Origin of the sequence: Nostoc sp. NMS7, assembly GCF_017115085.1 — a bacterium.
Taxonomy (GTDB): domain Bacteria; phylum Cyanobacteriota; class Cyanobacteriia; order Cyanobacteriales; family Nostocaceae; genus Nostoc.
In genome coordinates, this window is sequence record NZ_JABXKJ010000252.1 from 14,850 (window position 1) to 35,493 (window position 20,644).

Annotated in this window: 21 protein-coding genes and 1 pseudogene; 12 read left to right on the forward strand and 10 right to left on the reverse strand. The window is 42.4% G+C overall.

Annotation, left to right across the window (positions count from 1 at the left end):
* Positions 1-65: 65 nt before the first annotated feature.
* The 3 genes from HWQ38_RS36135 to HWQ38_RS36145 form a co-directional block, all read right to left on the reverse strand.
* Positions 66-1,037 carry a GTP-binding protein gene (locus HWQ38_RS36135; RefSeq protein ID WP_292804003.1) on the reverse strand — a complete coding sequence of 324 codons (972 nt, stop codon included), beginning with the start codon at positions 1,035-1,037 and terminating at the stop codon, positions 66-68.
* Positions 1,038-1,461: 424 nt separating this feature from the next.
* Positions 1,462-2,373, reverse strand: a complete 912-nt coding sequence (locus HWQ38_RS36140) for an alpha/beta hydrolase (protein WP_292804006.1) — start codon at positions 2,371-2,373, stop codon at positions 1,462-1,464.
* A 229-nt stretch (positions 2,374-2,602) separates the two neighbouring features.
* A complete protein-coding gene (locus HWQ38_RS36145; protein ID WP_292804009.1) occupies positions 2,603-3,043 on the reverse strand; it encodes a SufE family protein in 441 nt (146 codons plus the stop codon).
* A gap of 14 nt (positions 3,044-3,057) precedes the next feature.
* On the opposite strand from HWQ38_RS36145, the gene HWQ38_RS36150 reads away from it, so the two are divergent.
* Positions 3,058-3,246 (forward strand): hypothetical protein, encoded by a 189-nt coding sequence (locus HWQ38_RS36150; RefSeq protein WP_292804012.1) that lies wholly within the window; start codon positions 3,058-3,060, stop codon positions 3,244-3,246.
* Between the two features lie 329 nt (positions 3,247-3,575).
* On the opposite strand, the gene HWQ38_RS36155 is transcribed toward HWQ38_RS36150, so the two are convergent.
* Positions 3,576-4,088, reverse strand: coding sequence for an RNA-binding protein (locus tag HWQ38_RS36155; protein WP_292804015.1), 513 nt, complete (start codon positions 4,086-4,088; stop codon positions 3,576-3,578).
* 615 nt (positions 4,089-4,703) lie between these two features.
* On the opposite strand from HWQ38_RS36155, the gene HWQ38_RS36160 reads away from it, so the two are divergent.
* Complete coding sequence (locus tag HWQ38_RS36160; protein ID WP_292804018.1) at positions 4,704-4,838, forward strand: hypothetical protein; 135 nt, start codon at positions 4,704-4,706, stop codon at positions 4,836-4,838.
* On the opposite strand, the gene HWQ38_RS36165 is transcribed toward HWQ38_RS36160, so the two are convergent.
* On the reverse strand, positions 4,835-7,096 hold the full coding sequence (locus HWQ38_RS36165) for a M48 family metalloprotease (protein WP_292804021.1): 2,262 nt from the start codon (positions 7,094-7,096) through the stop codon (positions 4,835-4,837). The two genes, HWQ38_RS36160 and HWQ38_RS36165, sit on opposite strands and share 4 nt — an antisense overlap.
* Before the next feature lie 108 nt (positions 7,097-7,204).
* A complete protein-coding gene (prfC, locus tag HWQ38_RS36170) occupies positions 7,205-8,833 on the reverse strand; it encodes a peptide chain release factor 3 (protein WP_292804024.1) in 1,629 nt (542 codons plus the stop codon).
* Positions 8,834-8,957: 124 nt separating this feature from the next.
* Here prfC and HWQ38_RS36175 point away from each other — a divergent pair, with 124 nt between their 5' ends.
* The 5 genes and pseudogenes from HWQ38_RS36175 (at position 8,958) to HWQ38_RS36195 (ending at position 11,997) form a co-directional block, all read left to right on the forward strand.
* The gene (locus tag HWQ38_RS36175; protein ID WP_292804027.1) at positions 8,958-9,317 is read left to right on the forward strand and encodes a DUF4870 domain-containing protein; all 360 of its coding nucleotides are present in this window, start codon (positions 8,958-8,960) and stop codon (positions 9,315-9,317) included.
* Between the two features lie 491 nt (positions 9,318-9,808).
* A complete protein-coding gene (gene hemB, locus HWQ38_RS36180) occupies positions 9,809-10,789 on the forward strand; it encodes a porphobilinogen synthase (RefSeq protein WP_292804030.1) in 981 nt (326 codons plus the stop codon).
* Positions 10,790-10,960: 171 nt separating this feature from the next.
* Positions 10,961-11,215 (forward strand): hypothetical protein, encoded by a 255-nt coding sequence (locus HWQ38_RS36185; protein ID WP_292804033.1) that lies wholly within the window; start codon positions 10,961-10,963, stop codon positions 11,213-11,215.
* Positions 11,212-11,694 (forward strand): annotated as a pseudogene (locus tag HWQ38_RS36190) (PIN domain-containing protein). Before HWQ38_RS36185 ends, HWQ38_RS36190 begins: the two are co-directional and overlap by 4 nt.
* A gap of 60 nt (positions 11,695-11,754) precedes the next feature.
* Positions 11,755-11,997 (forward strand): hypothetical protein, encoded by a 243-nt coding sequence (locus HWQ38_RS36195; RefSeq protein WP_292804036.1) that lies wholly within the window; start codon positions 11,755-11,757, stop codon positions 11,995-11,997.
* 223 nt (positions 11,998-12,220) lie between these two features.
* Here the strand turns inward: HWQ38_RS36195 and HWQ38_RS36200 are convergent, their stop codons facing one another.
* Positions 12,221-12,517 carry a hypothetical protein gene (locus HWQ38_RS36200; protein WP_292804039.1) on the reverse strand — a complete coding sequence of 99 codons (297 nt, stop codon included), beginning with the start codon at positions 12,515-12,517 and terminating at the stop codon, positions 12,221-12,223.
* A 74-nt stretch (positions 12,518-12,591) separates the two neighbouring features.
* Positions 12,592-12,927: a hypothetical protein gene (locus HWQ38_RS36205; protein ID WP_292804042.1), complete on the reverse strand. Its 336-nt coding sequence runs from the start codon at positions 12,925-12,927 to the stop codon at positions 12,592-12,594.
* 565 nt (positions 12,928-13,492) lie between these two features.
* Here HWQ38_RS36205 and HWQ38_RS36210 point away from each other — a divergent pair.
* Positions 13,493-13,999 carry a hypothetical protein gene (locus tag HWQ38_RS36210; RefSeq protein WP_292804044.1) on the forward strand — a complete coding sequence of 169 codons (507 nt, stop codon included), beginning with the start codon at positions 13,493-13,495 and terminating at the stop codon, positions 13,997-13,999.
* Between the two features lie 349 nt (positions 14,000-14,348).
* Here the strand turns inward: HWQ38_RS36210 and HWQ38_RS36215 are convergent, their stop codons facing one another.
* Complete coding sequence (locus tag HWQ38_RS36215; protein ID WP_292804047.1) at positions 14,349-14,561, reverse strand: hypothetical protein; 213 nt, start codon at positions 14,559-14,561, stop codon at positions 14,349-14,351.
* Between the two features lie 487 nt (positions 14,562-15,048).
* On the opposite strand from HWQ38_RS36215, the gene HWQ38_RS36220 reads away from it, so the two are divergent.
* The 3 genes from HWQ38_RS36220 (at position 15,049) to secF (ending at position 18,716) form a co-directional block, all read left to right on the forward strand.
* Positions 15,049-16,032 (forward strand): alpha-ketoacid dehydrogenase subunit beta, encoded by a 984-nt coding sequence (locus tag HWQ38_RS36220; RefSeq protein WP_292804050.1) that lies wholly within the window; start codon positions 15,049-15,051, stop codon positions 16,030-16,032.
* Between the two features lie 291 nt (positions 16,033-16,323).
* Positions 16,324-17,742, forward strand: coding sequence for a protein translocase subunit SecD (gene secD / locus HWQ38_RS36225; protein ID WP_292804109.1), 1,419 nt, complete (start codon positions 16,324-16,326; stop codon positions 17,740-17,742).
* The gene (gene secF / locus HWQ38_RS36230) at positions 17,739-18,716 is read left to right on the forward strand and encodes a protein translocase subunit SecF (protein ID WP_292804053.1); all 978 of its coding nucleotides are present in this window, start codon (positions 17,739-17,741) and stop codon (positions 18,714-18,716) included. The genes secD and secF overlap by 4 nt, the downstream gene beginning before the upstream one ends.
* A gap of 99 nt (positions 18,717-18,815) precedes the next feature.
* On the opposite strand, the gene tnpA is transcribed toward secF, so the two are convergent.
* Entirely contained in the window at positions 18,816-19,217 is a 402-nt protein-coding gene (gene tnpA, locus HWQ38_RS36235; protein WP_292804056.1) for an IS200/IS605 family transposase, read from the reverse strand.
* 92 nt (positions 19,218-19,309) lie between these two features.
* On the opposite strand from tnpA, the gene HWQ38_RS36240 reads away from it, so the two are divergent.
* Positions 19,310-20,617: a transposase gene (locus HWQ38_RS36240; protein WP_292804059.1), complete on the forward strand. Its 1,308-nt coding sequence runs from the start codon at positions 19,310-19,312 to the stop codon at positions 20,615-20,617.
* Positions 20,618-20,644: the final 27 nt, after the last annotated feature.

The window sequence follows — 20,644 nt, forward strand, 5'->3', positions numbered from 1 at the left end:
GTTATAAATTAGGAGTTAGGAATTTTTAACTCATTACTCATCACTCCTAACTCCTAACTCGTTTTTTATGCTAGACAGGCGAGAAAATCTTGCTTGAGTTGGGCTGCATCAAGATTACGACCGATAAAAACTAGTTCGTTTTTAGGGGTTTCGCTTGGTTTCCAGGGGCGATCGGGTTTGCCATCAAATATCATGTGTACTCCTTGAAACACAAATCGATTATCTTCTCCAGCAATATTTAAAATGCCTTTCATCCGAAAGATATCTGGGCCTTGGATACGCAGTAACTCCGAAAGCCAAGCGTTTAATTTTTCTCCATCGACTGCACCCGCTTCTACTAAAGCCACAGAAAAAACAGTTTCATCGTGTACGTGGGCATCTTCGCCTAAGAAATTTGGATCAATTTCTAATGCGCGGTCTAAATCAAAAGCTTTTACACCTAATAAAGCATCTATTCCTAGTTCGGAATTTTGGGTACGGTAGATTTTTGCGATCGCATTCATCGCCCGAATCCGTTTTTCTAATTCATCCAACTCTTCTGGTGCTACTAAATCTGTTTTATTAAGTAAAATCACATCAGCAAAAGCAATCTGTTCTTGGGCTTCGTCTGCATCCCAATGCTGCCAAATATGCTTGGCATCTACAACTGTTACCACCGCATCTAGAGACAGTTGACTTTGCAAATCTTCATCAACAAAAAATGTCTGAATCACTGGTGCAGGATCGGCTAGTCCAGTTGTTTCAATTACTATATGGTCAAATTTATCGCGCCGCTTCATCAAATTGCCAATGATCCGAATTAAATCGCCGCGCACTGTACAACAGATACACCCATTGTTCATTTCAAAAATTTCTTCATCTGCATCGATAATCAATTGATTATCAATACCCACTTCCCCAAATTCATTGACAATCACAGCAACTTTTTTGCCGTGTTCGTAGGTGAGGATGTGATTGAGTAAAGTCGTTTTACCTGCTCCCAAATAGCCTGTCAGAACAGTAACGGGAACTGAATTATTGATTACGTCAGCCACCATACTTTAAATGCCTCTTGTTATATGGATAATCATTATCACCCATGATAAGACTTTTTATCTTTTTATGCGAACTTGCTGTTATTTGGGGTTTCAGCAAAATCATCACATAACTTAATCAAAGAACATTTTATTTTTATGCATCTGCTATAAGTAATAAATATTCACAAATTGACGTAGTTTGATCGAAATATTGCATACAAGCAAACCTACTCCTTTGGAGAACTCTTAGAGTAACCGCAGAAACTTCTACAGACTTCTCGAAGGTCGCAGGTTACTACCTTGACAATGCCGCAGAAGCTATAGCACTTCTCAATTGACTCCAATATGACTCCAATAGGCATCACAGTGCCAAAAAAGCTTTTTTGGCTATATGATAATCATTATTGCAAACCAGAAAATTATACTTTGATCGATAAGTGAGAATTTAATTTTCTGGTGAGAATAAAAAATCTTGAACTACTTCTAAAACAACTGCTGGGTATTCTTCATGCAGTCCCAGAGAACCAGGAATTACAACGCTTCTCACTCCTGGTAAGGCTACCAAAGCGTTCATTTCTTCTCGTGATTTGGGGGGGCTAGATTCCCCAATCACTACCATAAGTGGTACGGTTAAAGACTGCACAAGTTCCAAAAAATCAACTTGTTGATGTACAGCATCGAGATTACCAGTTACAAAAGCAGCTGAGGCAAATCGCGCTCCTGGTTGTTGAGTCGTATGCCACTTCTTCTCAATGAAACTGGGTGTAATTTTAGCCGCGTCAGTAAAGACATGACGGCGGTACATAAAACTTAAGAAAGATTGGGTAGTGTTGAGTTTATAGAGAGCTTGACCAAGTATAGGCGATCGCACTAATTCTCTGACAATGCCAGCTATCTGTTGACTTGCTCCCATTGTCGGCAAAGGCCCACGCCAAGTAGGAGCTAACAATATAATTCGTGAGAAAGCAGCCTGTTTCACAGCTAATTGTAAAACGTAACTAGCAGCATGACCAGCCGCGATCGCAGTAATAGGAGTATTAAAAATAGCTTTAACAAAATCTTCCAGAAATTGCTGATATATTTCTGGACGATAATTCAAACTAGGGCGAGAAGATTCTCCAAATCCAGGCCAGTCTATAGCAACAACTTGAAAATGCGGAGCTAGTAATCTGGCAAGTTCGCCCATTTCCAAGCGCGTCGAAACAGTGCTGAAAGATGGTAGTAGCAATAGCGGTGAACCTTTACCAAGGGTTTCATAAACAACGCGCAATTGCTGATTTTCCCAATTCCAGAGATATTCTTGAACTACTCCACCAAAGCCAATAGCAGCAGAGCTGGATAATAAATTTGTTGACATGAGACTAAATTTATTATTAAGAAAAGTAAAGCAGAGCTATTTCATTTTCATTTAGTCCGCCTCAGAATGAATTGTGAGTCTAATAGCGAAAGTCGTCTAAAGACGACTGGCAAAAGATTATAGTCCGTTTTAACGGACTTGAGCTATTAGCCCCGAACTTCAGTTCTGGGCGGTTTCTGTCTCGAACGAAATAGCAATGGAGACACGATTAATCGCGTCTGTCATTTGTTTAGTTAGGCAAATCTAACTTACATTCCAATGCTTTTTTTTGCATGGTTTTAAAAATGTTGTAAAATCCATTAGCGCGGGAAGGTGTAAGACTAACGTTTAAACCTGTTGCTTGAATAAAATCTGGGGTAAGTTGTAGAATCTCAGTCGGCGTTAGTCCATCCAATCCTTCAACCAGAAGCCCTACTAATCCTTTGGTTAACTGCGAATCGGAATCGCCCTGATATACAACCTTCTCGTCGTCTAACGCTGCTGTGATATAAACTTGAGACACGCAACCAGGAACTTTATTTTCGGGTAATTTATCAGCTTCTGGGAACTCATTGAGCTTCTGAGCATACCAGATTAGCTGTTCGTAGCGTCGCTTCGGTTCGGAAGCGCGTTGAAAGCGCTGGACAATTTTAGCAAGCGCAGGTGGCAAAGAATCTAGAGTTGAGGACATAACAGAAGCTGCAAATGATCGGTCTTACCTTGAGTGTAAATTATCTTTCGGGCGATGCCTACGGCAGGTTGCGCCTACGCGCCGACCGTTCACCTTGCTATATCTTGACTATAACTTGTCAAATCCAAATAATTACTGCGATCGCATTCACATCGGCTAGGTTTTTTAATGCCTATAATCACAAAAACTTAATTTTCTTATAAGTACAGCATCTTATTAATTAGTAGCCAATTCTCTGCGTACCTCTGCGCCCCTCTGCGTTTAAATTTAAACCCTCAATTTGTCACGATTTAGCGATGCGATGCCGTACCACTTCGTGGAAGCAAGCTACGCGGAGCGCGATGCCCTGAGCTTGCCGTTCGCGGAGCGTCTCGTAGAGAAGGGTCTCGTAGAGAAGGCGGGCTGTGCTTACGCACTTACAAAATTAGCTGCAAGCAGATTTTAACTAAGCAGCTAGATAATAATTAACAATTAAAAATTAAAAATCAAAAAAAATTCTGATTTTTAATTTTTAATTTCTCTCCCTTAAGGATTAATTCGTAGTTTGTGCTGCTAGCATCTGCTTCAGCTTTTCTAATTCCGAAGCCCAACGAGGATCTGGACGAATAGCGTCTGAATCAGTAGTCGTGGTGCTGGTTTCACGAGAACCTCCGCCACCTGAACTGCCACGGCGAGGCTTCTTGGAGCTTTTCTCACGACGGCTACCTTCTCCTCTGGTGGGGCTAGGAATGGGGGTACTACTACTAGCAAGAGTAACTGGTTTAGGAGCTTGCTCTTCGCCCTCTTCACCCTTGATACGAGGTAATGCCTTCTCTAGCTTAATGGGAGTGTCTTTGAACATCTGACCATTATACTTTTCAATAATTTCGTCAGCTTGTTCGTCGTTGTTGACTGTAAGAAAACCAAAACCACGGCATTTGCCAGTTTTGCGGTCTTTAATTAATTTAGTAGTTACAGCATCACCTTCGGCTGCAAAAACGGCTTGCAGATCTTGACGATCTATTTCATCTTTAGGCAAATTACCTATATATAGGCGAACGGACATGAACTATACCTCCAGAGTTGAATGAACATGGCAAGGCAAGAAAACAATCATTTAGCTTTGACTTTTAAATAGATGCTATTGATCAAGACTGCCATTAACCAATTTTTTTGCTCGAAACTGTCAACCTATACAAGAATACAGTTTTTCGTCGGGATCAAGCTTGTTTAATCCAAAGGCTCACAATATCGTGAGCTAATAACACCTTAATTCTAAGAATTGTAAATTTAATACCCTGCTGCCTGCTAAAGTAAACGCTTTCTTCGATGCCGTTTTTCGCAGAATCAAATACCATCCTTTAGATTACCACGGTATTTTCTACGTAGCTAGTTTAGCGCATACATTTCCGACGTTAGTATGATCGCATCGTAACATAAAACACATTTTTTTATTCCAGGGGGCATATATTTCAAACAAAAACCAGCCAGTGGCTACTTAATTTACTGCTTTATTGGGAAAATCAATGGTATAGAGCGGGAGAAAAAGCATCCGAATTCATAACTAAGCGGTGCTGCTGAGTTACAATCGGCTGCTTTGATTTGTGTAAATAAATGTAACATTTGGGAACCCAACCTGCAACTTTTGTTTACATTCCGATTTGTCCTTTGTCCTTTGCTAATGACCAATACTTCTCTACGAGAGGCTGCACTTCTCTACGAGACGCTGCGCGAACGGCAAGGCTCAGTGACCACGCCAACGGCTTCTCTACCAGACGCTGTTCGCGTTCGCTCAGTACAAGTGCCCAATAACTAACCAGTGAGAAAAACGTATGCGCCCCAAGCCTGTGCTGCAACTGCCAAAAAAATAGACCAAATGGGATGAGGGCTATGAATGGTTTTACCACTTTGAGTTTCCAGGGTTTGGATATCGATCCAAGGTGTTGCTCCTCGCCGGAACCAACCTGTGACAATAATTTGTCGACCGATCATATCCTGGTGATTAACTGACTGTCCTAGCCAAGAAATGTGGTGTAATTTCACTAAACCCGCACTCGATTGGAGGATTAAATCTTGCGCTAGGGAGTTGCTAGTGCCTTGACGACCTAATAATTTGCCCACAAGACGCACGCTGTTGCTGTCAATGGGTAAGGCAGAAGGGTCAGATAACAGATTAGGTAAGCTGTTGTCAGTTTGCACAGTGGCAGGTTTAATATCCGGGAAGAAAGGATTAATCCGCATCACTGTACCAATGCTAAAGCCAATCAGAAGGCAGCCTGTAATGAAAGACCAATCTTCATATATCCACTTTAGATTTAAAAACTTGAGTGCGAATGCTAGTTGCCACGTTAGCCAGACCAAAGCTGCAAACAGAAGCCCTAGAGGAATTCCCAACCAGGGAGCGATTTGTAATAAGAAAGACTGACGCTTAACCTTTGATGCTTCGCTACTAAAATGTACTTCGGTGTCTAGATGCCAGTGACGGGCTATTTGGCAGAGGCGTTCAAGGCGATCGCCGATTAACGGATGGCTATTATTAATCGTAAACCATCGGCGATAGGGATTGGCAGTATCCCACTTCAAAAATGATTCAAAAGATAAATTACTGGCAATAGTACCTAAAGAAAGGCTCTGTTGGTGGCTAACTGGTGTCAGAAGATTTAAGCTTTCTAGTTGCCAACTGGTGTGTTCTTGTTTTTCGATATCAGCTGCAATGCCAATGGCAATTTTGAGTAAAGCTCGAATTAGCGCATTCGGATTACCAGTAATTTCAGCCGCGACGCGATCGCTATAATAAAGCCGCAACCGCGACAACCACAATCCAGTCCCAGTCAGCAAACACCAAACCCCATAAATTAGACTAGCCAGAATTGTCAGCGGCGATCGCCAAATCCCTGATATTTTGTCTCCCCACTTCGAGACTTGCTGATATAGCTGATAAGTTGGTAGTGTCACTAGCAGCAACAAAGACATCACAGCAAAATCCCAGTGAGCAATATGCCCTAACTGCGTGGCGTAAATAGTGGCGATTTCATCATCTGCTAGTTGTTGTAATAACCCCTGACTCACAACAATCCTGGCATTACGTGGTAAACTACCATAAGTCAGGATAATTGGTGCAGCCATTGGTAAAATCCGCAATTTGGGTAACGGCCAGTGTCGTTGTTGGCAACAACGTTGTAGCACCCGCACAGCTTCGCGGCTATGAACATTCAATACATCTTTAGAAAATTCTCGTTGACCATAGAATTTCGCCAATAGCAGATCCAGCAACCAAGGTGATAGTCCGATCAAAATCACCAATACTATTAACAATAATTTAGTAGGGTCGCGGTATAAAAGCTGCAACGGCTCCAAATATGGCAATTTGACTAAAGTCTGGTTGATAAATCCCATTGCTAACTTCAGGATTGCCCGGATCAGCCAAAACAGGGCGATGAATGTTCCTGCTGTCAAGAGCCGCAAGGGAATTAATTTCGGTTTATGTAGGGGTTGCCATGCTTTGGCGCGTTGTGCTTGCCGCCAATAAATAACCCCGAATAATTTAGCTTGGGTGCGAGTAACGGAACCCATGAAACCGTTTAGGGGCGTAGTCGGTGGTGGTAGTGGTGTCGCTACTGTAGCTTTGAGTCTAGCTAGTGGCACCATCGCCGGGGTGTCGTCGCTCTTAGTTTCTATTACTTGATCATTTGGTTCCTCTAATGTCGGAGTTACCGGGGGGGTAACTGGGGTTGAATCTGGGGTTGAATTATCAAAGGTAACAAATCCAGTTTCGACATTTTTTGATTCTTGATCAGGTTTTTTACGTTTTGTCAGGTGTTCGAGAGCGCGTGTTGCCCACTCTTGAACTTGGGGATTGTTACTCTCAATGAGATTTTGGGAAATAGCGATCGCTTTGGAAACTTCGCCAGTGCGAGCATAAGCCATCACTAAACCAACTTGGGCTTGTAAGCTAGCAGTCGCATTGCTTTGGCTGCTAGCAATCGGTTCGAGTTGAGCGATCGCTGTTTGGTAATTTCCCTGCTTGAGGGCAATTAAACCAGCCTCCAAAGACGATTTGGCGTGTGAAGGCATAGAAATTTTGGCACTCCAATCTCTTCTAAGTGATCCACCTTTGTGCAAAAGCGCGAACCTCGGATGCCGTGGAACTCAACCGCGCTCAAGTTTTCCTTGTCAAGTGAATTATTCCTCCACCGGTTGTTGACTAGAAAAAACTGGAGCGATCGCGCTTAATTTGAACTCTGGATGATCGCCCAATAATTGTTGGCAATTCCATTCATTGCGGAATAGTAACACTGGGCGTCCCATACTGTCTTTAACTGTAGTGGTATTGAATATCCGTCCCACCTTTTCTAATGCTTCCCAACCACCCTCAACCCAACGGGCGACACTGTAGGGCAATAACTCTAATATGGTTTCAACACCATACTCATTTTGTAAGCGAAACTGCACCACCTCGAATTGCAACTGACCCACCGCCGCCAAAATTGGATCGCGCTTGGCTTCATCAGTTGAATACATAATTTGTACAGCACCTTCTTCGCGCAATTCCGCAACGCCTTTTTGGAATTGTTTAGACTTCGAGGGGTTGGGATTCCTGAGAGACGCAAACAGTTCCGGCGAGAAATACGGAATGCCCTCATATTCGAGCTTTTGTCCCGTGTAAATTGTATCCCCGATCGCAAAAACACCGGGATTGTTCAAACCGATCACATCGCCAGGATAAGCCACATCAATCGATTCCCGCTCTTGGGCAAAGAGTTTTTGCGGGCGAGACAGACGAATGGATTTACCAATGCGGGCGTGATTCACCATCATATCTTTTTCAAACTTACCAGTGCAGACCCGGATAAAAGCGACGCGATCGCGATGCTTCGGGTCCATGTTCGCTTGCAGTTTGAAGACAAATCCCGAAAACTCCGGGTATGTAGGGGCAACTTCGCCAACACTGCTGTAATGAGAACCGGGTTTCAGGGCATAATCGAGGAAGTAGTTGAGAAATAACTCTACACCAAAGTTAGTCATGGCGCTACCAAAGAACACAGGCGTCATTTTGCCTTCGTGTACCAACTGCAAATCTAACTCTGGGCCAACTCCTTCTAACAGTTCTAAATCATTTTTCAGTTGGTAGTAGAGTTCTCGTTCTAGCTGCTCCTCTATTCTCGGATCACCTAATTCCACAATCGTATCACGGGCTTCTCGGCTGCCGTGGGCGCTGCGTTCAAACAGGTGAATTTGTTGCTTGTGTCGGTCAAAAACACCTTTAAAGCGATCGCCCATACCAATCGGCCAGTTTACCGCATAGGTTTGCAATCCTAATTCTTGCTCAATTTCATCTAACAGTTCCAGAGGTTCCCTCCCTGGGCGATCGAGCTTGTTGATAAATGTAAAGATCGGGATACCCCGTAACTTACACACTTCAAACAATTTGCGGGTTTGGGGTTCCAAACCTTTTGCCGCATCAATCAGCATTACTGCATTATCGGCGGCAGCGAGAGTGCGATAAGTATCCTCACTGAAGTCTTGGTGTCCGGGAGTGTCTAATAAATTTATTTGACACTTCCGGTATTCAAATTGCAACACAGTGGAGGTAATGGAAATACCCCGTTGTTGTTCCATCGCCATCCAGTCAGAGGTAGCCTTACGCTGTGCCCGTCGCGCCTTAACCGCCCCAGCTTCGTGAATTGCACCTCCGTATAAGAGTAGCTTTTCTGTTAGTGTAGTTTTACCCGCGTCCGGGTGAGATATAATCGCAAAGTTGCGGCGAAGTTCAACCGCTTCAATAAGTTCAGACTCAAGTTCAGTAGACATAAGTGTATTTGTTTGTTAGCTAACTTAATTTTTTTGGACTCTGGCAAGTCTTTTAATCTTAAGACAACGATGCTCGTGATAGGGTCGTAATATAACTAACAATCTGACTAAATAGGAGAAAGCAATGTACGACACAGACAAGCGAAAGCTTCTATCTGCCTTGTCTCATGGAGCGATTTTTTTCAGCACGACATTGGTATCTGTAGGTATACCTATTGCCATACTGCTCGTGTCTGACGATCCTGTTGTGAAAGAAAACGCCAGAGAATCGATAAATTTCCACTTTAATGTCTGGCTTTATGCATTCATTCTAGGAACACTGTTTTTTCTATTTGGTTGGTTGGTGCTACCACTATTAATATTGGGGCCACTAGCCGGTCTAGGATATCTATTGCACTGGGGATTAACAATTTGGGCGCTCATCGGAGTTTTTAACAATCCTGATATACCCTTCCGTTATCCCTATATTTTCCGAGTTTTTTAACAAAGATTTATCAGGATTGGGGATTGGGCATTGGGCACTTGTACTGAGCGAACGCGAACAGCGTCTCGTAGAGAAGCCGAAGTATGGGGCATTGGTAATTGTCAGTTATTTTTTATTAAGCTGTTGTGCCTTGAGTTTGCACACACCCAATTACCACAATTTTTGCCAATAGAGGGTCTTACCATTTTGAATTTTGTCAGCGCAGCGTTAGCGAGTCCGCGTACTCTTACAGAGAAGCAAGCTACGCTTTTAGCGTCTCGTAGAGAGCGTCATTTTGAATTTTGAATTTGTTCGTATGTTGTTTTTTTTCCAGTCCGTCGGATAGGTGCAACCAAGCTGTAGAATACAAAATTGCCCCACAACTTGATTAAGAGTAGGGCAAAAGACAGTTAAGCACTGTTTGTAGTCTGTCTGACGGCAGGAAAATTTTAGCCTGCTTTTGTGACGCTTTGTTTTGTGTCCATTTGCGTTGTTTTTCTTCATAAAATTTTATGTTTCCTATACATCGCCCCCGTCGTCTGCGTACTCATCCCCAACTGCGCCGGATGGTTCGTGAAACTGTTTTGACAACAAGCGATTTAATCTACCCATTATTTGCCGTACCGGGTGAGGGAATCGCTAATGAGGTGAAATCGATGCCTGGAGTCTACCAACTTTCGGTAGATAAAATTGTCGAAGAAGCAAAAGAAGTTTATGACTTAGGAATTCCTGCGATTATTCTATTTGGGATTCCGGCTGATAAAGATTTGGATGCGACTGGGGCTTGGCATGATTGCGGTATCGTCCAAAAAGCTGCGACTGCGGTAAAAGCAGCAGTGCCAGATTTGATTGTAATTGCTGATACTTGTTTGTGTGAGTACACCAGTCATGGTCATTGTGGTTATCTGCAAGTTGGTGATTTAACAGGACGAGTTTTAAATGATCCAACACTAGAATTGCTGAAGAAAACAGCAGTTTCTCAAGCAAACGCTGGCGCTGATATCATCGCGCCTTCGGGAATGATGGATGGCTTTGTCCAGGCAATTCGTGTGGGTTTGGATGAAGCCGGATTTCAAGACACGCCAATTATGTCTTATGCTGCTAAGTATGCTTCGGGTTATTATGGCCCATTTCGGGATGCAGCAGACTCGACACCGCAATTTGGGGACAGAAGAACTTATCAAATGGACCCAGGTAATGCCCGCGAAGCCCTTAAAGAGATTGAATTGGATATCGCTGAAGGTGCTGATATGCTCATGGTTAAGCCAGCCTTGGCATACATGGATATTATCTGGCGGGTGAAGGAAGCGAGTAACTTACCAGTTGCGGCTTACAATGTTTCTGGCGAGTATTCGATGGTGAAAGCTGCGGCTCTCAATGGTTGGATTGATGAGGAGCGGGTAGTTTTGGAAACTTTAACTGGGTTTAAACGCGCTGGTGCAGACTTGATTTTAACCTATCATGCCAAAGATGCGGCGCGATGGTTAAAGTAAGGTGGGCGATTGAGTAAGTATTTAAGAAATCTCACGCAGAGGCACAGAGTTGTGTTTTGGTGTCTAGGCGTGAGATTGTTATATTTTGCCTTGGGCTAGTGCGAAATTCAAATAAAATTTAACTAATTCGCGTTATACACGTCATACGTGTATTGCGAGTATGACAAAACTATGCTCAGTGTCAGACTGGACGAAGAAACAGAAAGCCAGCTAGCCGATATTTTGGCTCATGAGCAAACTGATAAGAGTGAGTTGATCCGACGCTTGATTGCTGAACGGTGGCTAACCTTACAAGCGGGTAAAACTTTGGTTGAGAGGCGGGGTGGACACCCTGAACATCTGTTGCAAGATGCACCAACGGATTTATCGGAACGCTCAAATCGGAAGAAAGCGATCGCTCAATATCTCAACAAGCGCCACCCATGACCTACTATCCGCTTATACTCGCGGATAGCGGGTTTTTGTTTGCGTACTACAGCGCCAGAGATCAGCATCACCAACAGGTGCGTCGCTTCTTTGAGAACTGCACTTCTAGGCTAGTAACTACGCCCATTTGTTTTGCAGAAGTGGTGTGGTTGCTCAACTTTGATTGGCGTACACAAAACCAGTTTTTTCTAGACGTTGCGAAACAACTCTACGAGTGTGAGCAATTATTGCCGCAAGATTTTTCGCGGATTGCGGAGTTGAATACTCAGTACAGAGATTTACCAGGGGATTTTGCAGATTTATCCTTGATTGTCATTTCGGAACGCTTAGATATTGTTGCGATGCCTGCGGTGGTCACTGAGCTTTGTCGTTGGCGCAGCCTCTGGTAGAGAAGTGCGGGCTACGCCTACGCTACTTTGGATAGTGATTTTGATATTTATCGGCGTTATCGCAAAAAGCCTTTTGAGCGGGTATTTTAGGGATGCGATCGCAAGCGAAACATAGTTAACATCAAAATATGAAAAAGAAGGTTGTCAATTATGGATTTTGTGATCAAAGTGATGCCCAAAGGTGAACTAGAACTACCAGATGAAATAAAAGCACAACTTCGTCCTGGTGATGAATACGAGGTTTCTCTGATAGAAGACTCTATTGTTTTAAAAAAAATACAGAAAGATTTAGACATAAAAGAATGGTTTCGTATAATTGAGGAATTAAGCCCTGACCCCAATCAGCCGACTCTTGAAGAAATTAGCAAGATAGTAAAGGAAGTGCGACGGTAATTCCGCCCAATTCAATTGTTTACTAATTTTTTTGAACACAATTTCATCTTCTGTAACTAAAACTTCATACTCAGTACAAGGCTGAAGCCTCACCAACACCTCTGGCGGGATTTCGAGTTTTCCTTCAGCCGTCACTTTGGCAACAATATTTGTATTCATAGTTTAAATTTTTCCTCTTTCATACATAAATTTTATCCTCATCTCCCCACTTCCTGCTAGAACCCTAATTTCTTAGGATGTACTGACTGATAATTTCTTTTAATTCTTGAGGCGATTCGTTAGCAATAGCTGCTCCAAAATTAGGACGGATAACCCACCACCAAAGCAGTGTTTCCAAAAGACTTGTTGGCTCATCATTAGGACACCATTCAACATAACCTTCATTCACACCAATGAGATTGGCACAAAGTTCATTAGCTATGGCGACACGTTCATCTAGTTTTTCAAACTGTACGATATTTTGCCAACTCACCTCACGAGAAATTGAGTTTATAATTGCTTGTAAATCTAGAGTAAGCATTAAATAGTCCCTCCAAAAGCTCTAATAACCCTCATGCCGAAATCTTGTTGTGCTTCAAATGACTGAATACTGAGCTATTCTCTAACTGTAATATTTGATGACTGTGTAATTTCTGCTTGTACAGAATTGTAAAAATTAGTTATTTCTTGGTGGATTGAACCTTTCCCATGTTTAAGGCAGACTAAATTTCCTGTATTATGAATTGCTTCCGCACCAAATCTTTCGATGTTAGAAGTTGTTTGTCCAACAATATGATGCCAAGCTTGTCCAGCACTAGCCGCACCCATTGTTCTTTTAAATTCACCAAAGGTTTTAAAACCTTCTCCTTCTCTTTTAGGAGGAATTTCTGTTCTTAATACTAGTTCTTTTGCTAGTATTTTTGCTATTTCTTCCCTGCTTTCTTGTCTCACTTGTAGTACAATTGTGATTTTATTTTTCTATTTGGTCAATCAGCAGGGATTGAATGGTTTCAGCAACAGTTTCCTGGATTAGTAGCTTGAGTTCTTCAATAGTCAAATCTTTGACTTGCATGGGGTCGATAAATAGTAACTGTTTACGTTTTATCTTACTATAGGAATACTAAATGATTCGTAAGAGACAAGTCTGTATAAATAAACTCCGTATCTATTGCAGTTAAACGTGGCAGTTTAGGCAACTTTTACCTCGAAGGTTATTGTGAATATTTCCTTGTTATGAAGCGCCTGTTTTTCTGAATTTTACAAGGTTTCTATATAATTCTCTATCCAAATTGACTCTACAACTCACAAATCAAAACCTCACCCTTGCTTTACCCAAGGGTAAATCTTTCCCTTTCCTTGGCAAGGAGAGGGATGTCCGTTAGGACAGGGTGAGGTTTTTCAAGATTTTTGGGTAATTCGATGACTTGTGTGTACACCGTAGGGTTTAGGACGGGGTGCCAAACCTGACGAAAGCGGCTCTAGAGGCATTCCTACAGGAATAGATAACCGTACCCTGATGTTGAGCCAAAAATATCCTTACGAAGATATAGCGGAAGCCGAGGAAGTTTATTATGGAACAGATTTCAAGGAAAGTAAGGAGCTTAGTCCTAATGATTGGGCAATTCTGAAAATTAACCAACCTCTAGGTCGCAAATACGGTTATTTGGGATGGAAATCGATACCTTCTGCTACGCTGGTTCGCAACGAAAAAGATTTCTTTTTCGTTGGTTATTCTGGAGATTTCCCTACCGAAAAGTATCAAAAATATTTCAGTGCTGGGCCAGGATGGACGGCAAGTTATGAGGCAGGATGCAGTATTGTCGGAGAAGAAGATGGTTTTTTATTACATGATTGCGCCACTGCTGCTGGTTCTTCGGGTAGCCCCATTGTTGGCGTAATTGGTGGCGACCCTTATATTGTGGCTCTGAATAATGCTGAAGCAAAAAATCTCAAGACTGGACAAGATATCATCAATTATGCGGTAAAAATTTCTACCATCGAGGAGGCTTCTCGGGGAAATTAGATAGGCTTAGTTGTCTGTCAATCGAGCAACAATTCGGGTTATGAAGTAGAAAAGGAGTGCGATCGATCGCACTCCTTTTAGTTATCAGCGCTAAGTTATAAAATCTTAATTGGTAGGTGGTTCAACTGCTAATTTTGGCAGTGCTAAATTCAGTATAATTGCTTATTTGCAGTTGAAATATAGCGGTCTCGGCCCTTGTGAGATACAAGAACCCCACCCCCAACCCCCTCCCCGCAAGCGAGGAGGGGGCTATGACATATTTCATGTGATTAGGAAACGCTATAGCTGATTGTCCCCGTGATAGTGGAAGGCGATCGCTGATAAAATTTTGTTGGAGGGTTGCGATCGCTTAAGCTTGCTTTCGTAGTCTTTCTAAGTTTTGTTGATGCAACTCTGGGAAGTTTTCTAAATCATCTATTGACTGTGGAGCAGGGAAGATTACAGCGTCTTCAGAGGTGAATCTATCTAAATAAGTTTGAAAGGCTTGATCATCTTCTCTGTGGTCAAAGATATATTGACGCAATTGGGCACGGGGCATTGTCAGAAAATCTGGTTTACTCATACATATCTCCACTTCCCGTTTAGGTAAATTATAATTTCATTTTCTTGACCAGCGAGAATTACAATATTTTTTGTTCGTTCATCAATTCGCACTCAAAACACCGATAAATACATTTTAGTAGCCCAAAAACTTAAGATAAACAACGTTATTAATTGTTCTACAGTAGGCATACTTAAATTATTGCCATAACAGATTTTTTCTTTAGCGTGACTTGAGTCAGGTTATCTTTCAACCGTGAAGTTTTATAAACACATTTGATGCATATTATCTCCGTGATAGTACAGGAATAAGGGGTTGGACTCGTTTGCCAGAGTGGAAGGCGATCGCTCCTAAAACCGATAAAATCTATTTGATATAGTTATGGCAATTACTCGCTCTGTGCTAGGGGCGGTTTATGCAAACAATCTCTAACTAGTGCGATCGCTCACCGTATTTGCGACAGCAGCACGATAAAATTCTAAAACCATAATCGTACTAAAAGGTCTAAATGGCAGAAACACTATTTTTCAACGCCTTACGCGAAGCCATTGATGAAGAAATGGCGCGTGACTCCAGCGTATTCGTTCTTGGTGAAGATGTCGGACACTACGGTGGTTCCTATAAAGTTACCAAAGACCTGTACCAAAAATATGGCGAACTCCGCATTCTAGACACCCCGATTGCCGAAAATAGCTTTACTGGGATGGCAGTGGGAGCTGCAATGACAGGGTTGCGTCCCATCATCGAAGGCATGAATATGGGCTTTTTATTGCTCGCTTTCAACCAAATAGCCAACAACGCTGGGATGCTGCGCTACACTTCTGGCGGTAACTTTAAAATTCCGATGGTAATTCGCGGTCCTGGAGGTGTCGGACGACAACTAGGGGCAGAACATTCTCAGCGACTAGAAACTTACTTCCAAGCTGTGCCAGGATTGAAGATTGTTGCCTGCTCTACACCAAGAAACGCCAAAGGACTACTAAAATCCGCTATCCGCGATGATAACCCGGTGTTGTTCTTTGAACACGTTCTGCTTTACAACTTGAAAGAAGATTTACCAGAAGAAGAATATTTACTACCCCTAGATAAAGCAGAAGTTGTGCGCCAAGGAAAAGATGTCACAATTATCACTTATTCGCGGATGCGGCATCATGTGCTGCAAGCGGTAAAAACTTTGGAAAAACAAGGTTATGATCCAGAAGTTATCGATTTAATCTCGCTCAAGCCATTAGATTTTGATACCATTGGGGCATCAATACGGAAAACCCATAAAGTGATTGTAGTGGAAGAATCGATGCGAACTGCGGGCATCGGAGCAGAAGTCATCGCCTCAATAAACGATCGCTTATTCGATGAATTGGATGCGCCAGTACTGCGGCTTTCTTCGCAAGATATCCCCACGCCTTACAACGGCAATCTGGAACGATTAACAATTGTCCAACCAGAGCAAATAGTAGAAGCTGTGGAAAAAATGGTAGCGTTGCGGGTTTAAAAGTTAAACCATGTCTATCTTGAAACCTGTAGTTCTTCGATGATCAAAAGGATTTGCCCTCATCCCCCAACCCCAAATCCCATATCTGGGATTCGGGGAGCCAGAATTTCAAAGTCCCTCTCCCAGATATGGGAGAGGGATTTAGGGTGAGGGCGAAAACTACGGTTCTCAACTTAGATGAGGTTTAGGAGTGAGGAGTTAATAATTTAATGATATTTACAACTCCCCACTCCCCATTCATAACTGTACAAAAGAGAGCTATTATAGCCTTTGTCAGTTGCGAGTTATAGTATGCAAAGACAGCGATCGCTATTAATTTTGATTGGAGTCCTGATAATCGCCGCCATTGTGGTGATTAATACAATTTCGATTCCGCTAGGACTGGACTTACGCGGAGGTTCACAGCTCACAATTCAAGTGAAAACAACACCGGAGATTAAGCAAATCACCGATCGCGAATTGGAAGCTGTGAAAAAAGTCGTTGAAGGCCGGATTAACGGTCTTGGCGTTTCTGAACCAGTCGTGCAAACTGTAGGGAAAGATCAAATCCTCGTGCAGTTACCCGGAGTCAGCGATCCACAGCAAGCGGAACGGGTTCTAGGGGGTACAGCGCAGTTAGAATTTCGCACGCAAAAGCCTGGTACGGAAACCCAACTGTTTGCTTTCCAAACATCACGAGCTGAATTGAAAGCAAAGCAACAAGATTTGAGAAAGAATAACGATCAAGCAGCAATTGTCAAAAATCAGCAAGATTTGCAGAAAAATAATCAAGCGATCGCTGAATTGTTTGAAAGCACAAACCCCCCACTCGCAGGGAAATTCCTCAAAGATGCAGCCGGTGAACCCACTCAAAACAACAATTGGAATGTTGCCATTCGCTTCGACCAAAAGGGTGGTGAACTGTTTGCCGAACTGACGAAAAAACTCGCCGGAACAGGACGCAGCATTGGCATTTTTCTAGACAATGAACTGATCAGCGCTCCCAGTGTCGGGCCAGAATTTGCTGCTAGTGGTATTAGTGGTGGTGCTGCTGTGATTACAGGTAGGTTTACCGCCCAAGAAGCTAACAACTTAGGTGTGCAGCTGCGGGGAGGTGCTTTACCCGTACCAGTGCAAATCGTCGAAAACCGCACTGTTGGGGCAACTTTAGGTAAAGATAGTATTCAACGCAGTCTTTACGCTGGTATTGGCGGATTGCTGTTAGTATTGATTTTCATGTTAGTTTACTACCGATTACCAGGGTTAATTGCCGACGTTGCTTTGATTATCTATGCGCTATTGACCTATGCGACCTTCGCTTTGCTAGGCGTGACATTAACTCTTCCCGGTATTGCTGGGTTTATCCTCAGTATCGGCATGGCAGTTGATGCTAACGTCTTGATTTTTGAGCGCACCCGTGAAGAACTACGCGGTGGTAAAACTTTATATCGTTCTATAGAGGCAGGATTCTACCGAGCTTGGTCTAGCATTTTAGATAGTCATGTCACATCATTAATTTCTTGTGCAGCACTGTTTTTCTTAGGAGCAGGTTTAGTTAAAGGCTTTGCTTTGACATTGGCGCTAGGGTTGGGGGTAAATTTATTTACTGCCATTACTTGTAGTCGCACACTGCTATTCCTATCATTGCAATTTCCCAACTTACGTAAGCCAGAGTTGTTTTGTCCGAATCTCTCAACGTCAATTAAATCTGGTGCGGAGGTGCAGTCATGAAATTTAGTGTGATCAAACAGCGAAAATTATGGTGGACAACTTCTGTCATCGCCACGATCATTAGCATCGTGGCGATGGTGATTTCTTGGCAACAACTAGGCGCACCGCTACGTCCCAGTTTAGATTTTGTTGGTGGTACGCGACTACAATTTGAACGCGATTGTACACAACCAAACAATTGCACTCAACCGATTGACATCTCTGATGTCAGGGAAGTAATTGACGCTCAGAAACTAAATAATAGTAGCATCCAAGTTATTGGTCAAAAGCAACAGGGAATATCGGTTCGCACAAAGACATTAGATGTCGAGCAACGCACCCAGTTACAAACAGCTTTGACTGAAAAAATTGGAGCCTTTGACCCGAAAGGCACTCAAATTGATACCGTTGGCCCGACACTTGGTCGTCAACTACTTTCCCAAGGGTTATTAGCTCTGGTTGTCTCCTTCGCTGCGATCGTTATTTATTTGAGTGTGCGGTTCCAGCTAGACTATGCAGTAATCGCAATTCTTGCCTTGTTCCATGATGTTTTGATTACGCTGGGTGTTTTCTCCATCTTGGGATTAGTCGCAGGTATTGAAGTTGATAGCCTTTTCGTCGTTGCTATTTTGACTATTACTGGTTTCTCGGTTACAGATACCGTGATTATCTACGATCGCATTCGAGAAATACTGCATCTACATCCTAACGATCACATTGACAAAGTTGTTGATGATGCAATCAATCAAACTTTAACGCGATCACTTAATACCACGTTCACGGTTTTGCTAACATTATTTTCTCTATTCCTATTTGGCGGCGAAACCCTGAGAAACTTTTCTCTAGCTTTGATTATTGGCTTCACGATGGGCGCTTATTCAAGTATTTTCCTCGCTAGTCCTCTTTTAGCTTGGTGGCGAGAGCGCAAAGGTCAAACAAATGTGGTAAACAACGCTGAACCGATTGATACATCTACCAGTTCCCAGGATAGTTAAACTTCTGTACATTTGACAAGAAATAACACGATTTGCCGACAAGCTCAGTGTCTTCAGACCTGAGTAGAGGCAAACGGCAGTTTTAACTGCCTTGAATATTTAGCCGTGGTGTGGGTCTTCAATATACTTTTTGATAACTTCACTACTAACATTTCCCGCACTACTAACAAAATAACTTCTAGACCACAGACTCGGTAATTTAAGGAGTTCTGGAAATTCTTTTCTCAGATAAAAGCTAGAACGACCTTTAAAAGCCTTTATCACTAGATGCGGTGCATCGGTAGGAGTTACCCCAACAAACAAGTGAATGTGATCAGGTGCTACTTCTAAATCGTGAATATCCCAAGCTTTCTCGTTCGCTAGTGTGTAAAATATTTCTTTAGCGCGTCTAGCAATATCTCCTATCAGTACTTTTTTGCGACGCTTAGGACACCAAACAAAATGTAAATTGAGTAAGTATTTGTGATGGTTGCCGCTTTTATACTCAGATAATTTCAGCATAATATTGTGTCGTTTTCTTGGTAAATATCAACATTTTTCTATTCTAATATGGTATTGTTGATATAAGAATAGAAAACAACAGAAAGGTTTAAATGTTTGGTTGTCAACAGGTATTGATAAAAGCAGACAAAAACGCGAAAGTGTCCACCGGGGAGAATCCCCGTGGCGCATTTCGCCTGCAAGCTGTCCTAGAGTTCGTGTGTGGAGAATCGGCTAAACTGAGCAACTGCGGCACATATTACGTAAGACAACTCTACTTCAAAACAGGTAAAATACCAAGCAAATTTGATTTACATAAATTGCTAAAAACTAACTCACATTTTCAAGCAATGTACTCTCACGTTGCACAGCAATGTTTAACAACAGTCGCCGAGTCTTTCAAGTCTTATCTGGGATTGGTAAAAACAGTAAGCCTTGGTTCTGTAGACCAACGTCCAAGACTTCCAGGGTATCGTAAAAGTGGTTTAGTTAGTATAACTTTCCCTCGCGCTGACGTTAAGTTAAAAAATGGTTTATTGCGCTTCCCCCTCGGTAGCAAAATTAAGATATGGTTTGGGCTAGATGCGTTTTATTTACCAATGCCATCAAACTTAAAATTTTCAGACATTAGAGAAATACGTATATTGCCTCGCAATCAATGCTTTTATGCTGAATTTGTTTATAAAATGCCTGATACTCAGAAACCAATAGTTAATAAGGAGAATGTTTTAGGCATCGACCCCGGTATCAATAATTGGCTAACTTGTGTCTCGAATGTAGGGACTAGTTTTATCATTGATGGCAAGCATTTGAAGTCGCTCAATCAAAATTATAACAGACGCATTTCAACGTTAAAAGAAAACAAGCCTCAAGGTTTTTGGTCTAAGCAGTTAGCCCACATAACCGAGAAACGCAATCGTCAAGTCCGAGATGGATTAAACAAAGCGGCGTGTAAAGTTATTAGACATTGTTTAGAAAAACAAATAGGAACTGTAGTATTTGGTTGGAATAAAGGACAGCGCCAAGAGATAAATCTTGGTTCTAAAACCAATCAGAAATTTGTGCAGATTCCCACTGCAAAACTCAAAGACAGGATTGCTCAACTGTGCAATTACTGTGGCATCAAATTTGTAGAGACAGAAGAAAGCTACACTTCCAAGTCCTCATTTTTGGATGGTGATTTGCTACCTACAATCGGCGGAAAACCCGAAGGGTGGCAACCATCTGGAAAGCGAGTTAATCGTGGATTATATCGGAGTGCCAATGGTTACAAGCTAAATGCAGATTGTAATGGTGCAGCGAATATTATCCGCAAAGTAGCGATGAAACTAGGAATAGTTCTTAGTGGAATCAGTAGGGTGTCTTTGTCAGCACCATTGAAACTTCGTTTGTGGAGTCTTCAAGAATCCCTGTCCCTTTAGGGCTGGGAGTGTCAAAATTGGGTTAAA